16 protein-coding genes are annotated in these 13,305 nt (G+C 32.6%); 8 read left to right on the forward strand and 8 right to left on the reverse strand.

Annotated elements, in window-relative coordinates:
- Window positions 1-150: 150 nt before the first annotated feature.
- From LQ611_RS08945 to LQ611_RS08965, 5 genes are all read left to right on the forward strand, one after another.
- Window positions 151-1,365: an NAD(P)/FAD-dependent oxidoreductase gene (locus LQ611_RS08945; RefSeq protein ID WP_037588845.1), complete on the forward strand. Its 1,215-nt coding sequence runs from the start codon at window positions 151-153 to the stop codon at window positions 1,363-1,365.
- Between the two features lie 65 nt (window positions 1,366-1,430).
- Entirely contained in the window at window positions 1,431-1,751 is a 321-nt protein-coding gene (locus LQ611_RS08950) for a YuiB family protein (RefSeq protein ID WP_107596488.1), read from the forward strand.
- An 18-nt stretch (window positions 1,752-1,769) separates the two neighbouring features.
- Window positions 1,770-3,245: a M17 family metallopeptidase gene (locus LQ611_RS08955; RefSeq protein WP_107596487.1), complete on the forward strand. Its 1,476-nt coding sequence runs from the start codon at window positions 1,770-1,772 to the stop codon at window positions 3,243-3,245.
- A 184-nt stretch (window positions 3,246-3,429) separates the two neighbouring features.
- Window positions 3,430-4,764: a Na+/H+ antiporter family protein gene (locus LQ611_RS08960; protein WP_182579430.1), complete on the forward strand. Its 1,335-nt coding sequence runs from the start codon at window positions 3,430-3,432 to the stop codon at window positions 4,762-4,764.
- Window positions 4,765-4,787: 23 nt separating this feature from the next.
- Window positions 4,788-5,156, forward strand: coding sequence for a PaaI family thioesterase (locus LQ611_RS08965; protein WP_119651058.1), 369 nt, complete (start codon window positions 4,788-4,790; stop codon window positions 5,154-5,156).
- Window positions 5,157-5,198: 42 nt separating this feature from the next.
- On the opposite strand, the gene mnhG is transcribed toward LQ611_RS08965, so the two are convergent.
- The 8 genes from mnhG to kapB form a co-directional block, all read right to left on the reverse strand.
- Entirely contained in the window at window positions 5,199-5,540 is a 342-nt protein-coding gene (gene mnhG, locus LQ611_RS08970) for a monovalent cation/H(+) antiporter subunit G (protein ID WP_025904690.1), read from the reverse strand.
- Window positions 5,518-5,808, reverse strand: coding sequence for a Na(+)/H(+) antiporter subunit F1 (locus LQ611_RS08975; protein WP_025904691.1), 291 nt, complete (start codon window positions 5,806-5,808; stop codon window positions 5,518-5,520). Before LQ611_RS08975 ends, mnhG begins: the two co-directional genes overlap by 23 nt.
- The gene (locus LQ611_RS08980) at window positions 5,805-6,287 is read right to left on the reverse strand and encodes a Na+/H+ antiporter subunit E (protein ID WP_025904692.1); all 483 of its coding nucleotides are present in this window, start codon (window positions 6,285-6,287) and stop codon (window positions 5,805-5,807) included. Before LQ611_RS08980 ends, LQ611_RS08975 begins: the two co-directional genes overlap by 4 nt.
- Entirely contained in the window at window positions 6,287-7,777 is a 1,491-nt protein-coding gene (locus LQ611_RS08985) for a Na+/H+ antiporter subunit D (RefSeq protein WP_107618114.1), read from the reverse strand. The genes LQ611_RS08980 and LQ611_RS08985 overlap by 1 nt, the downstream gene beginning before the upstream one ends.
- On the reverse strand, window positions 7,770-8,111 hold the full coding sequence (locus tag LQ611_RS08990; protein ID WP_025904694.1) for a Na(+)/H(+) antiporter subunit C: 342 nt from the start codon (window positions 8,109-8,111) through the stop codon (window positions 7,770-7,772). The genes LQ611_RS08985 and LQ611_RS08990 overlap by 8 nt, the downstream gene beginning before the upstream one ends.
- Complete coding sequence (locus LQ611_RS08995; protein WP_025904695.1) at window positions 8,111-8,539, reverse strand: Na(+)/H(+) antiporter subunit B; 429 nt, start codon at window positions 8,537-8,539, stop codon at window positions 8,111-8,113. The genes LQ611_RS08990 and LQ611_RS08995 overlap by 1 nt, the downstream gene beginning before the upstream one ends.
- Entirely contained in the window at window positions 8,520-10,931 is a 2,412-nt protein-coding gene (locus LQ611_RS09000) for a Na+/H+ antiporter subunit A (protein WP_025904696.1), read from the reverse strand. The genes LQ611_RS08995 and LQ611_RS09000 overlap by 20 nt, the downstream gene beginning before the upstream one ends.
- A gap of 151 nt (window positions 10,932-11,082) precedes the next feature.
- The gene (kapB, locus tag LQ611_RS09005) at window positions 11,083-11,460 is read right to left on the reverse strand and encodes a sporulation phosphorelay system protein KapB (RefSeq protein WP_107565324.1); all 378 of its coding nucleotides are present in this window, start codon (window positions 11,458-11,460) and stop codon (window positions 11,083-11,085) included.
- 76 nt (window positions 11,461-11,536) lie between these two features.
- Between kapB and LQ611_RS09010 the strand changes: the two genes are divergently transcribed.
- The 3 genes from LQ611_RS09010 (at window position 11,537) to ygs (ending at window position 13,269) form a co-directional block, all read left to right on the forward strand.
- Window positions 11,537-12,130: a peptidylprolyl isomerase gene (locus LQ611_RS09010; RefSeq protein ID WP_025904698.1), complete on the forward strand. Its 594-nt coding sequence runs from the start codon at window positions 11,537-11,539 to the stop codon at window positions 12,128-12,130.
- 83 nt (window positions 12,131-12,213) lie between these two features.
- Window positions 12,214-12,417: a hypothetical protein gene (locus LQ611_RS09015; protein ID WP_025904699.1), complete on the forward strand. Its 204-nt coding sequence runs from the start codon at window positions 12,214-12,216 to the stop codon at window positions 12,415-12,417.
- Between the two features lie 471 nt (window positions 12,418-12,888).
- Window positions 12,889-13,269 carry a S1 domain-containing post-transcriptional regulator Ygs gene (gene ygs / locus LQ611_RS09020; protein WP_025904700.1) on the forward strand — a complete coding sequence of 127 codons (381 nt, stop codon included), beginning with the start codon at window positions 12,889-12,891 and terminating at the stop codon, window positions 13,267-13,269.
- Window positions 13,270-13,305: the final 36 nt, after the last annotated feature.

The raw sequence follows: 13,305 nt of genomic DNA on the forward strand, positions 1-13,305 counted from the left end.
ATTGATATGTCACACTTGAATTTATCTTTATAAAAATATACAATAAAACTTGTATGTAAATAGTATTATCTTTATTTGTGAGGAAAAACACAAAGTGACACAACTTTCCTATAAGTGTCAAACAAAATTTAGAAAGTATAGGTGAAAATAATGGGATTTGAACGTAAAAAAGTTCTAGTATTAGGGGCAGGTTACGCTGGCTTACAAACAGTAACTAAATTGCAAAAATTAGTTTCAAACCAAGACGTTGATGTTACATTAATCAACAAAAACGATTATCACTACGAAGCTACATGGTTACACGAAGCTTCTGCTGGTACTTTAAACTATGAGGATGCTTTATACCCAATTACAAATGTAATCGACAGAAATAAAGTAAACTTCGTTAAAGCAGAAGTAACAAAAATCAACAAAGATGCTAAAACAGTTGAAACATCTAACGGTGTATTCGAATATGATATTCTTGTTGTTGCATTAGGATTTGAAAGTGAAACATTCGGTATTGAAGGTATGAAAGAACATGCTTTACAAATCGAAAACATTAACACTTCTCGTCGTATTGCTAAACACATCGAAGATAAATTTGCTAATTATGCTGCATCTAAAGAAAAAGATGAAAATGACTTAGCAATCTTAGTTGGTGGCGCTGGATTCACTGGTGTTGAATTATTAGGTGAATTAACAGAACGCATTCCTGAATTATGTAAAAAATACGGTGTAGATCAATCTAAAGTTAAAATCACTTGTGTTGAAGCTGCTCCAAAAATGTTACCTATGTTCTCAGAAAACTTAGTGAACTACGTTGTTAAATATTTAGAAGATCGTGGTGTTGAATTCAAAATTTCTACTCCAATCGTTGCTTGTAATGAAAAAGGTTTCGTAGTTAAAGTTAACGACGAAGAACAAACTTTAGAAGCTAACACAGCTATTTGGGCTGCAGGTGTTAGAGGTAGCAAATTAATGGAAGAATCATTTGACGGCGTTAAACGTGGTCGTATCGTAGTTAAAGATGATTTATCAATCGACAACTATGATGATATCTTCGTAATTGGTGACTGTTCAGCTGTTATGGCTGGTGAAGGAGACAACAAACGTCCACTTCCAACAACAGCACAAATCGCTATGCAACAAGGTGAACACCTTGCTAAAAACATCAAAAACATCTTCAATGGTGAGAAAACAGAACCATTCGTATACGATGACAAAGGTACTGTATGCTCATTAGGTAGCCATGATGGTGTTGGTGTTGTTATGGGTCGTGAAATTACTGGTAAAAAAGCAGCATTCATGAAAAAAGTTATCGATACTCGTGCAATTTTCAAAATTGGTGGTATCGGATTAGCCTATAAAAAAGGTAAATTCTAATTGATTCATTATTAAGTGTAGAGACCTGCTATTAGGCGGGTCTCTTTTTTTAAAGGAGGTTAGCTATGATATCTTTACCGCAAGTTATCATATCAATGGCATTATTTTTTGTTCTGTTTTTTGGAATCGCTTTTATATTAAATATGCTATTAAAAGGTACTTGGTTAATGGTCGTACTTTATCCATTTGTTATTTTTGCAATTGTAGATAAAATTTCCACAGCTATGTACTTTACAGATCCACCAACTGCATTTTCAAAACTTATTACAGGTTTAACACATATACATACTGCGGATATATTAATGCTTGGTTCAGGATGGATTGGCGCGATTGTCGCAGGATTTGTTATAAGGAATTTACGAAGAAGCGGTTATTCAATGTTTTAACAAAAGGGGATATTAATGATGAATATAAAAATTAAAGAATCATATTCTAATAATGAACATCCGATTGTAATCGGTTGTCCAAGTCATTTAAATCAAATGCACAGTTTTGATGAAATTGATCAAATTTTAGGCGGACAACTTGAAAATTTAAAAAAACAACAAATTATTAGTAGCGAACTTGGTAAAATCACTAGTACAGCGATTATCGTAAATGGACAAGTCGTTAAACTAATTGCTGTAGGGTTAAGTAATTTAAAAGAAATTAAAGAAAATGACTATCAAGTTGTGTATGGAAACTTAAGCAGATATTTACAAAGTAATAGAATTGAAGAAGTCCATTTGTTAGATGATACGTTTGTATCACAAAATGTATCTCATCAAGAACGTGCTTATCGTTTTGGTTGGTTATTCACACAAGCTACATTTGTATTTGATACGTATAAATCAAATAAATCAGCAAATGTTGATACAGTCATTAACTATGTTACAACGACAACTGAAGATGTTACGACATTTATTAATCAAGGTGAAATTTTAGGAGAAAGTGTTAATTTAGCGAGAACATATTCGCAAACACCTCCTAATATTTTAACGCCAGATTATTTCGCAAACCAAATTGAACAGCACTTTAAAGATTCACAAGTAAAAGTAACGATTAAAAATGAAGATGAAATTAGAGAAGAAGGTATTGGTTTATTAGATGCAGTTGGTAAAGGATCTATAAACCCACCACGTTTAGTCGTGCTTGAATATAAAGGTTCAACTCAAGATCCAATCGCACTTGTAGGTAAAGGTGTGACATATGATTCAGGTGGTTACCAAATTAAATCTAAAACAGGTATGCCAACGATGAAATATGACATGAGTGGTGCAAGTAACGTAGTAGGTATGATGCATGCTATTAATCAATTACAATTACCAATTCATGTGGTGGCAGTATTACCATTAGCTGAAAATATGATTTCAAGCAATGCAATGAAACCAGATGATGTATATACAGCATTAAGTGGAGAAACAGTTGAAATAACAAATACGGATGCTGAAGGAAGATTAGTATTAGGTGATGCTGTTTCATTCGTTAAACAATATAAGCCAGAGCTTATTATGAACTTTGCGACATTAACAGGAGCTGTTGTTGCAGCATTAGGTTTAGGGAAAACGGGGATATTCTCAAGCGATGCTGATCAATACATTGATGATGTGAAACAAGCTGCGAAATATTCAAATGAAGTAAGTTTTGAATTACCGATAACAGATGAAGAGAAACAAGATATTAAATCTTCAGAAGTTGCAGATTTAACTAACTGTATTTTAAATAAAAACGGTAAAGCATTATTTGCAGCAGCATTTGTAACGCATTTTAGTGATGAAATACCTCACTTACACTTTGATATTGCAGGTTCAGGGGAAACAGAAAAGGATTCATTCAAAGGACCAAAGGGTGCGACAGGTGCTATGATACCAACAGTACTACATTTCTTAAAAAATAAATAAAATCAGTCAATCACATATAAAGCGGGATAAAAAATCTATGTAGAAAGCTAGGTTTAGATCCCGCTTTAATTATGACGAAATTTGATTCAGAATATTCGGACTAATTCTTGAAATGTTGACATGCTATTTCTCAACTGATATGATAAGTTCATTATTTCACTTTATCGTGGTAGAGAACTAAAGAATGGAGAGGGTCTTTTTGGAAATAAATGCAGTATTAGTAGCTGTTATTGTGATGATTATACTTTGTTTAATGCGTTTAAATGTTGTACTAAGTATATTCATAGGTGCATTAACAGGTGGTTTATTAAGTGGAATGTCTGTTGATAAAGTCATTTCCACATTTGGTAAAACAATCGTTGATGGTTCAGAAGTTGCATTATCTTATGCATTATTAGGAGGATTTGCAGCACTGATTTCATATAGTGGTATAACTGACTACATTGTAGGAAAAATCATTACATCAATGAAAAAAGAAAATTCACAGAAAAGTAGAGTAAAAATAAAAATATTATTAGTAGCTGTATTACTTGTCATATCAGTACTCAGTCAAAATATTATACCTGTCCATATCGCATTTATACCTATTCTTATACCACCATTATTAAGCTTATTTAATGAACTACAAATGGATAGAAGATTAATTGCTACAGTTATTGGTTTCGGACTATGTTTCCCATACATTTTATTCCCATACGGTTATGGTCACATATTCCAATCTATTATCTTTGATGCATTTGGAAAAGCAAACGTAGATATAGAATTCAATAGTATTTGGAAAGCGATGTTAATTCCATCAATGGGTTATGTATTCGGATTAATTGTTGCGATTATTATGTACTGGAAACCTAGAACATATAAAACAATTAAAGTAGAAGAAGACGAAGAAATGAAAACTTTAAAGCCATATCCTTTAATTGTGACTGGCTTAGCGATTTTAGGAACATTCGTTGTTCAAACATTAACGGAATCTATGATTTTTGGTGCATTAGCAGGGATCTTAATATTCTTCTTTTCAGGGTTATATAACTGGAGAGATTTAGATGCTAAATTAGTTGAAGGTATTCAAATCATGGCATACATTGGTGTTGTAATTTTAACAGCAAACGGATTTGCAGGTGTAATGAGTGCTACAAACGAAGTGAGTTCACTTGTTAAAGGATTAGCAACAATTACAGGAGATAATAAAGCATTCAGTATTATTATGATGTACGTTATTGGTCTCATTGTTACGCTAGGTATAGGATCATCATTCGCGACAATCCCGATTATTGCTAGTTTATTTATTCCTTTTGGACAAGAAATTGGACTTAGCACAATGGCATTAATAGCTGTTATCGGAACAGCAGGTGCGTTAGGTGATTCAGGAAGCCCTGCAAGTGATTCAACTTTAGGACCAACAGCTGGTTTAAATGTTGATGGTGAACACGATCATATTAGAGATACGTGTATACCGAACTTCTTAATATATAATATCCCGCTAATTATTTTTGGATTTATTGCAGCAATGGTATTATAGTATGATTAAGGGGGATTAATCATATGGATTTAATAGAGAACTTTGGAATAGAAACAATCGAATCAAGACATGGTTATATCGAAATGACGATGCCAGTTACGGATAAAGTTAAACAACCATTTGGATTCTTACATGGCGGTGCAACAATAGCATTAGCTGAAACAGCAGCATCTATGGGAGCACATTACGCTTCAAGTGAAGATGAAATACCATTAGGATTAGAAATCAACGCAAACCATATAAAATCAACTAGATCTGGTACTGTACGTGCAATAGGTCAAGCTCTTCATATCGGAAGTACAACTCAAGTATGGGACGTCAAAGTTACGAACGAAAAAGACGAACTCATATCCGTTATACGCGCAACAATTGCTATCAAAAAGAAAAGATAAACAAATAAGAGCATGGGACTAACTGTCCCATGCTCTTATTATTTATTTTGCATCTTTTAAATCATCACGTATTGTTCTTTCACTAGGTCTAACGCCCATATAGTAAGCACTTCTTGAAACTAAGTGGCCTGCTAAAGGTCCTGTTATGAATATAAAGATAATACCTAGTAGAAGTTGAACATTGAAATGTCCTTCTTTTGCGATAAAGTATATCAATACACCTAACAAGATAAGCATAACTCCTAACGTAGAAGCTTTTCCTGAGGCGTGTGCGCGAGAAAAGACATCTGGTAATCTTAGAATACCTAACGCTGCGAAAAAGCTAAAGCAAGCTCCAATGACCATCATAAAAATTGAGATACTAATAAGAATCGTTTCTATCATTTTCAATGATCTCTCCTTTATCCATAAATTTCGCAAATGCTGCAGTACCTAAGAATGCTAATATACCTATTAATAATAGTATAACGAATAAATATCTAGTATTAGTTAATACTGAGAATAAAGCTATGATGGCCATTAATGTAATACCCAATGCATCGAGTGCAATGACTCTATCAGCAAGAGTAGGGCCAATAATAACACGAATCAGCATACCAATCATAGAGAGTGCAACGATGATAATCGCAATTATAACGAAAATATTTGTCATCGTATGCTCACCTCCTTGATAGCTTTTTCAAATGAATCTTTAATCGCACTCACTTCAGAATCGATATCTGAAAAATCAATTGAATGAATATAGAGTGTTTTTTTGTCATCTGAAATTGCTACGACGATTGTACCTGGTGTTAAAGTGATTAATTGTGATAATAAACTTATTTCCCAATCTTTATCTAAATCTGTAGGGTAAGCGAAAAATGCCGGCTTATTATGGATTTCTTTTTGTATGACTATTCGAATAACATCTATATTCGCTAAAATTAATTCTTTCATGAATATAACTGCCAAAATTAGTGATTTCCAAACAGGACGTAAGTATAAATGTTTGCCTGGAAGAAGCGGTAAGGCTACTAAGACGAACAATATACCAAATAGATAACCAAATACAAATGCACCAAATGTATAAGTATCTGAAAGCATCATCCATAATGCAGCTAAAAGAACATTTATAAGTACTTGTATCGCCATTAATAATCGCCTCCTAACGCATTAACATAAGTCTCTGGGTTATAGAATGGTAATGCAGCTTTTTCCACTAATGGATATAAGTAGTCTGCACCAAGACCAAATAGAATGGCTACAATTGTAATGGCAACTGATGCAATCATTAATTTATTAATTGGTAGTTTAGGATTATAAACATAACCTTTTTCTTCACCCCAAAATGCCATTAAGAAAATGCGCATTACAGAATAGAGTACACATAAACTTGATAAAAGAACGATAATACCACTTATGTAATAACCATTTTCAAATGTAGACATTACGATGATATATTTACCATAGAATCCACTTAATGGAGGTATACCAGCTAACGAAAGGGCAGCTATAAAGTATATCCAACCAAGAACTGGATAGTGATTGATTAATCCACTGAACCTTCTTAAATCAGGTGTACCAGTTATTTTAATGATGACACCAATTAATAAGAATAAAGCAGCTTTGATAATCATGTCATGTAACAAGTAGTATATACTTCCCATTATGCCATTTTTATCCATCATAGCAGCACCGATTAAGATAACGCCAATCGCAATCATAATGTTATAGATAATAATCTTTTTAACATCGTAATAAGCGATAGCACCGATACAACCCATGATAATTGTTAAAATTGCTAGAACAATTAATGTTTGCGTAATAAATTCACTATTTGTTGAATAGAATAAGCTAAATGTACGCATAATTGCATATGCACCGACTTTAGTTAATAAAGCACCGAATAGCGCGATAATTGGAATTGGTGGTGCATAATAAGCGCCAGGTAACCAGAAATACAGTGGAAACATACCTGCTTTAGTTGCAAATACAAATAGAAACATAATAAATGTAATCACAACGATATTTAAATCTGTTCCTGAAAGTTCAGCGAATTTAACATGTAGATCTCCCATGTTTAATGTACCAGTAATTGAGTAAAGCATACCGACACCTAATACAAAGAATGCAGATGTTAATACATTAACGAGTATATATTTAATACTTTCTTGTAGTTGGATTTTAGTACCACCAATAACAAGTAATAAATATGATGACATTAAAAATACTTCGAAAAATACGAATAAGTTAAATAAGTCACCAGTCATAAATGCGCCGTTAACACCTGTCACCATCATTGAAACACCAAAGTAATAAAAATATCTTTCACGATGGAGTCCAATTGATTGGTGAGAGTATATGAGTACGATAAGCGTAATCAGTAAACTTACAGTTACGAGTAATGCACTTAACATATCCACGTATATAACAATGCTGTATGGAACTGGCCAGCTACCTAAATTTAAAGTTTGTGTTCCATTCATATATATGTGGTAGAGGTTGTATAAACTCACTAAAAATGCTAACGAGAAACCTGTTAATACTACTTTACGTTTAACATAAGGTCTATGACCGACAAAAATTAACATGACCGCAGTTAAAAATGTAATGACAAGAGGTACAATAATCAAATTACTCATCTTTCGGTACCTCCTTCATCTCTTCTAAATTATCAGTTCCTAATTCTTTATAACTTCTAAAAGCTAATACTAAGAAGAATGCTGTAACAGCGAAAGCTATTACGATGGCAGTTAAGATCAATGCTTGTGGTAATGGGTCAACATAGTTCTTAATACCTTCTTCTTCAATTGGTAAGGCACCTTTTTTCAATCCACCCATTGTCAGTAACATTAAATGTACGCCATGGGATAGTAATGTAGTACCAATAATTATCCTAATTAAACTTTTAGAGAGAACTAGGTACACTGATACGGATATAATAATACCTGCAACGAAAATCATTAATATTTCCATTATTCATTCTCTCCAATCGCTAATATGATAGTAATGGCAGTACCCACAACAGCTAGTAATACACCTAAATCAAATAGCATTGCTGTATGCCAATGAACTTCACCAAAGATAGGAAGATGGAATTCTCCAAATTTATGTGTGAAAAATGTTTTGTTGTATGTCCAACTTAAAATTGGTGTTAGAACACAGAAGAACAAACCAGTTGCTGTTACTAATTTAAAGTCAAATGGGAACATTTTCTTTAATGTTTTAGTGTCAAATGCTATACCGATAATAATGACTGCAGATGAAAGTAATAATCCACCTACGAAACCGCCACCTGGTGTATAGTGTCCACCAAAGAAAATAGAAACAGCATACATCATAATAATTAGGAAAATGATAATGGCATTAAACTGAAAGAATACATCATTCGATTGTTTCTTCATGTTCTTCACCTCCATCTTTACCTTTGTCTCTTAATTTAACTAATGTGTAAATACCTAAGCCAGCAATACCTAAAACAGCTGACTCGAATAATGTATCGAATCCACGGAAGTCTACAAGAATAACGTTTACCATGTTTTTCCCAGCGGCTAGATCGTATACATTATCTATATAATATTGAGAAATAGAATCAAAATGTCTATTTCCATATGAAATTAATCCGATTGTGATAACACCAATACCGACACAAATCGAAATAATTAAGTTACCGATTTTAAAGTTTCTATTTTCATCATGTCTACTCATTTTAGGTAAATGGTAGAAACATAGTAAGAATAGAGCAGTTGAAATTGTTTCAATTGATAATTGTGTCAGTGCTAAGTCTGGTGCACCGAAGAATACAAAGAATAAAGCAACTGAATAACCAACTGCAGCTAACATAATGATGCTAAATAGTCTTGATTTAGCTAATACGATACAGAATGTACTCACTAAAATTAAGCCCATTAAAATGACTTCATATGGTCTAATTTCGCTTATATTATCGAATGCAACACTTACAGGATGTGTAAATAACGTAAGTGCAGTCATAATGATAAAGAATGCGAAAATATACATTAAGTATGATCTGATAAATCCAGTCATATAGCTTTGCGTGATTTTGTTTGAGATATAAGAACTTAATTGAATACCTCTGTCGTAATAATAATTAAACGTTAAGTATTCAGGTTGAATACTGTAAATATTGAACCATTTTTCTACTGATTTAAATAATATAAAGCCAATAATAAATACGATTAACGTACCTATTAAAGCAGGCGTTATACCGTGCCAATGAGATATATGAACATCAGGCGCGTCAGCAAATGGTGCAATTGCTCTTACTGCTGGTGCAATAATACTATTGCTTAATATATTTGGGAATAAACCAAATAACACAACTAAGAATGTCAAAATACCTGTCGGCAATAACATAAGTAATGGCGCTTCGTGTGGTTTCTTAGGTAATGCTTCAGGTTTGTAATCTCCAAAGAATATTTCATGTACATATTTAAATGAATATACAAACGTAAAGATACTACCAACAATCGCAACGATAGGTAGTAAGTAACCAAGTGTTGATAAGCCAAATACATCAGCTTGATGACTATCAAACATTGCAGTTAAGAACATTTCTTTAGATAAGAAACCATTAAATGGTGGAACACCTGCCATACTTAAAGCAGTAATAATTGTGAACGTACAAGAAATTGGCATGATGGTCATTAAACCGCCTAATTTCTTAATGTCTCGTGTACCAACTTCATGATCGATTGTTCCCGTAATCATGAATAACGCACCTTTAAATGTTGCGTGGTTAATTAAATGGAATACTGCAGCGATAATACTAGCTAAGAATAACTGACTTTCTTCACCAGAATAATGATAACTGACAGCACCGATTCCAAGCATGGACATGATCATACCGAGCTGTGAAACTGTTGAGAATGCTAAAATACCTTTTAAATCTTGTTGTTTAACAGCGTTAAATGATGCCCAGAACAATGTGATTAATCCGACAGCAGTTACCGCCCAAACAAATCCAGCACTTGCTGCAAAAATTGGTGTTGTACGAGCAACTAAATATATACCTGCCTTAACCATTGTTGCTGAGTGCAAATACGCACTGACTGGTGTAGGTGCTTCCATTGCATCTGGTAACCAAATATGAAATGGAAATTGTGCAGATTTAGTCATAGCACCAATTAAAATTAAAATCATTGCAAAAATAAAGTAAGGTGAACTTTGAATTTCAGCGGCATTTTGTACTAAAGAAGTAATGCTCCATGAATTACCTGCAATTGCGATACAAATAAATCCACCTAGTAACATTAAGCCACCGAACACTGTAATTAATAATGACTTTTGTGCGCCATATATTGAAGATTGTTTATGGCGCCAATAAGCAATAAGTAAGAAACTTGAAATAGATGTTAATTCCCAGAATAGGTAAAGCATTAATAGATTATCTGATAATACAACACCTAACATAGCCCCCATGAACATAAGTAAATAACAATAAAAATTACCGAGTGATTCATTTTTACTTAAATATGTAATGGAATATAATACAACGAGCGCACCAATCCCTGTAATTAATGATGCGAATAATAAACTTAGTCCGTCTAAATGAACGGAGAAGTTCATACCTAATCTAGGCATGAAATCCCATATTACAATGAATGGCTTTTCCGAATCCGGAACATTTATGTATGACATAAAATAACTAAATATAATAATCGGAATAGGTAGTACAAACCATCCTAGATGTATACCTTTATAAAATCTGTATAAAATTGGTATTATGATTGCAAAAATTAAAGGTAACAAAATCATAATATGCATCAAACTCATTTAATAACCTCCTTCCAAAAATCTTATAAATATTATTATACACAATAAAGTTAATGCTTGAAAATACTATCAAGTCAATATTTCAGAATTTTTAGGCTATTTTTAAATATGAAGAAACACGTTAAAAATTTATTAAATTTTTTTAGTTTTGCTAAAAATTCGCCTTGTATTGACGTGAATAATCTATTTTTAATTGTTCAATACACTTCAAAGCTTGTTCACTATAAGCGTTATTTCTTTTAATCATTTTTTCTTCAAGTTCAGCTAATGATGATTTTAATGAATCAATATAATTCGGAACATCGTGTGGATATTCTTTTAAAAACTGTGCAGTTGTATATCTTTTTTCGAATTGGCTTAAAGCTTTTCTTTCGTGGAAAAAGACATTTTCAACTTCATTTGGACTATGTAGATCTCCTTGTCTAGGATGTTTGAGAACAGCTAATACTTTAACAAGAAACTGATCTCCTTTTTCTTCAACTACTTCTACGACATATTGACCTGTTTTGTGTGGAAATTGATAATACATGTTGATATCCCCTTTCTAAAAAATTATGTTATGATATCACTATTGTAATTATTTTAACATGAATGGAGAATATTAAATGACAAACTATCCTCAATTAACAACTGAAATATTAGAAGGTGAAAGAGTTGTAGAAATTAAAACAACTAAAGGAAACATGACATTCAAACTATTTCCTGAATTAGCACCTAAAACTGTTGAAAACTTCATCGGTTTAGCTGAGAAAAAATACTATGATGGCATCATTTTCCATAGAGTTATCAATGACTTCATGGTTCAAGGTGGAGACCCAACTGGTACAGGTATGGGTGGAGAAAGTATTTATGGAAGTGCTTTTGAAGATGAATTCTCATTACAAGCATTTAACTTATACGGTGCGTTATCTATGGCTAATGCTGGACCAAACACAAACGGTTCTCAATTTTTCATTGTACAAATGAAAGAAGTACCAGCAAATATGTTATCTCAACTTAAAGATGGTGGTTGGCCAGAAGAAATCGTTGATCGCTATGCAGAAAAAGGTGGTACACCTTGGTTAGACCAAAAACACTCAGTATTTGGTCAAATCGTTGAAGGTGAATCAGTTCTTGAAGAAATCGCAAATGTTAAAGTTGGCGCTAACGATAAACCAGTTGAAGACGTAGTAATTGAAACAATTGAAATTATAAAATAAATCGACATTCAATTGTCATAAAAAAATCAATGCATTCGACTCAATCTTTGGTATAATTTAGTTGCTAAGGGAGTGGTCGGCTTATGATGGAATTTCTTTATTTTCCAGATAATAAATTAGAATATATTCCTGCTGTTGCTACGTTGATATTATTTATGATTTTGGCGTATATCGTATTTATGATGTTCCGTAAAAAATCTAAAAAAGACGAAGAAAAAATGAAATCATTTGAAAAACAAGTAATGGATCATTTAGAGCAAGAGGAGAAAAAGAACAATAAGAAGTAAATAAAGCATTCCAAACGAATACTATATATAGGAAGAGACTGAGACATATGTATGTCGAAGTCTCTTTTTTATATGTTGAACTGAGGGGTTGGCGCTAACGATCAAGAAACAAAAACAAGATCGTTAGAAATTCTAACGTCCAAGAAACAGAAACAAGATCGTTAGCGCAGGAAAAAATCCAAAAAGAGAGCAAAAACCAGGCGCTAACGATCAAGACTCAAAAACAAGATCGTTAGCGCCCAACATATCTCACAATATCCCTATACAAATCCTCCAACACATAAAGAATCTTTAATCTATTTTCTCCATAGAATACTTATTTTTTAATCTAATTATAAATTCATGAATTTATAGATGATTTATATTTATGCATAATATTTTCAGAATTATATATCAAATTAATGGTTTAATAAAAATAACTATGCTATGATGAAATAGTTAATAACTTCAAGTACAAGGGGTTTTCTAAAAGTGAGAAAACAATATAAAGTTGGTCAGTTTGTAAAGGTAAAAGTGACTGGCATTCAGCCATATGGCGCCTTTGTTGAAACCCCTGATCATGTGGAAGGTCTCATTCATATTTCTGAAGTGATGAATGATTACGTGCACAACCTTAATCAATTTCTTAATGTTGGCCAGATAGTAAAAGCTAAAATAATTAAAGTTGAAGCGGATGGCAAGTTGAATTTATCACTTAAAGATAATGAATATTTCAAAAGACAAGAACGTAAGAAAGAAAAGCGCTCAGTTCTAGATGAAATTAGAGAGACAGAAAAATACGGGTTTCAACCTTTAGAAGAAAGGTTGCCTAAGTGGATTAAACAATCAAATAAACATTTTGAAGACGAATAAATGATCTATCGTCTTTATAAGCCGGATATCTTACAT

The organism is Mammaliicoccus sp. L-M44, assembly GCF_022386355.1.
GTDB lineage: Bacteria > Bacillota > Bacilli > Staphylococcales > Staphylococcaceae > Mammaliicoccus > Mammaliicoccus sciuri_A.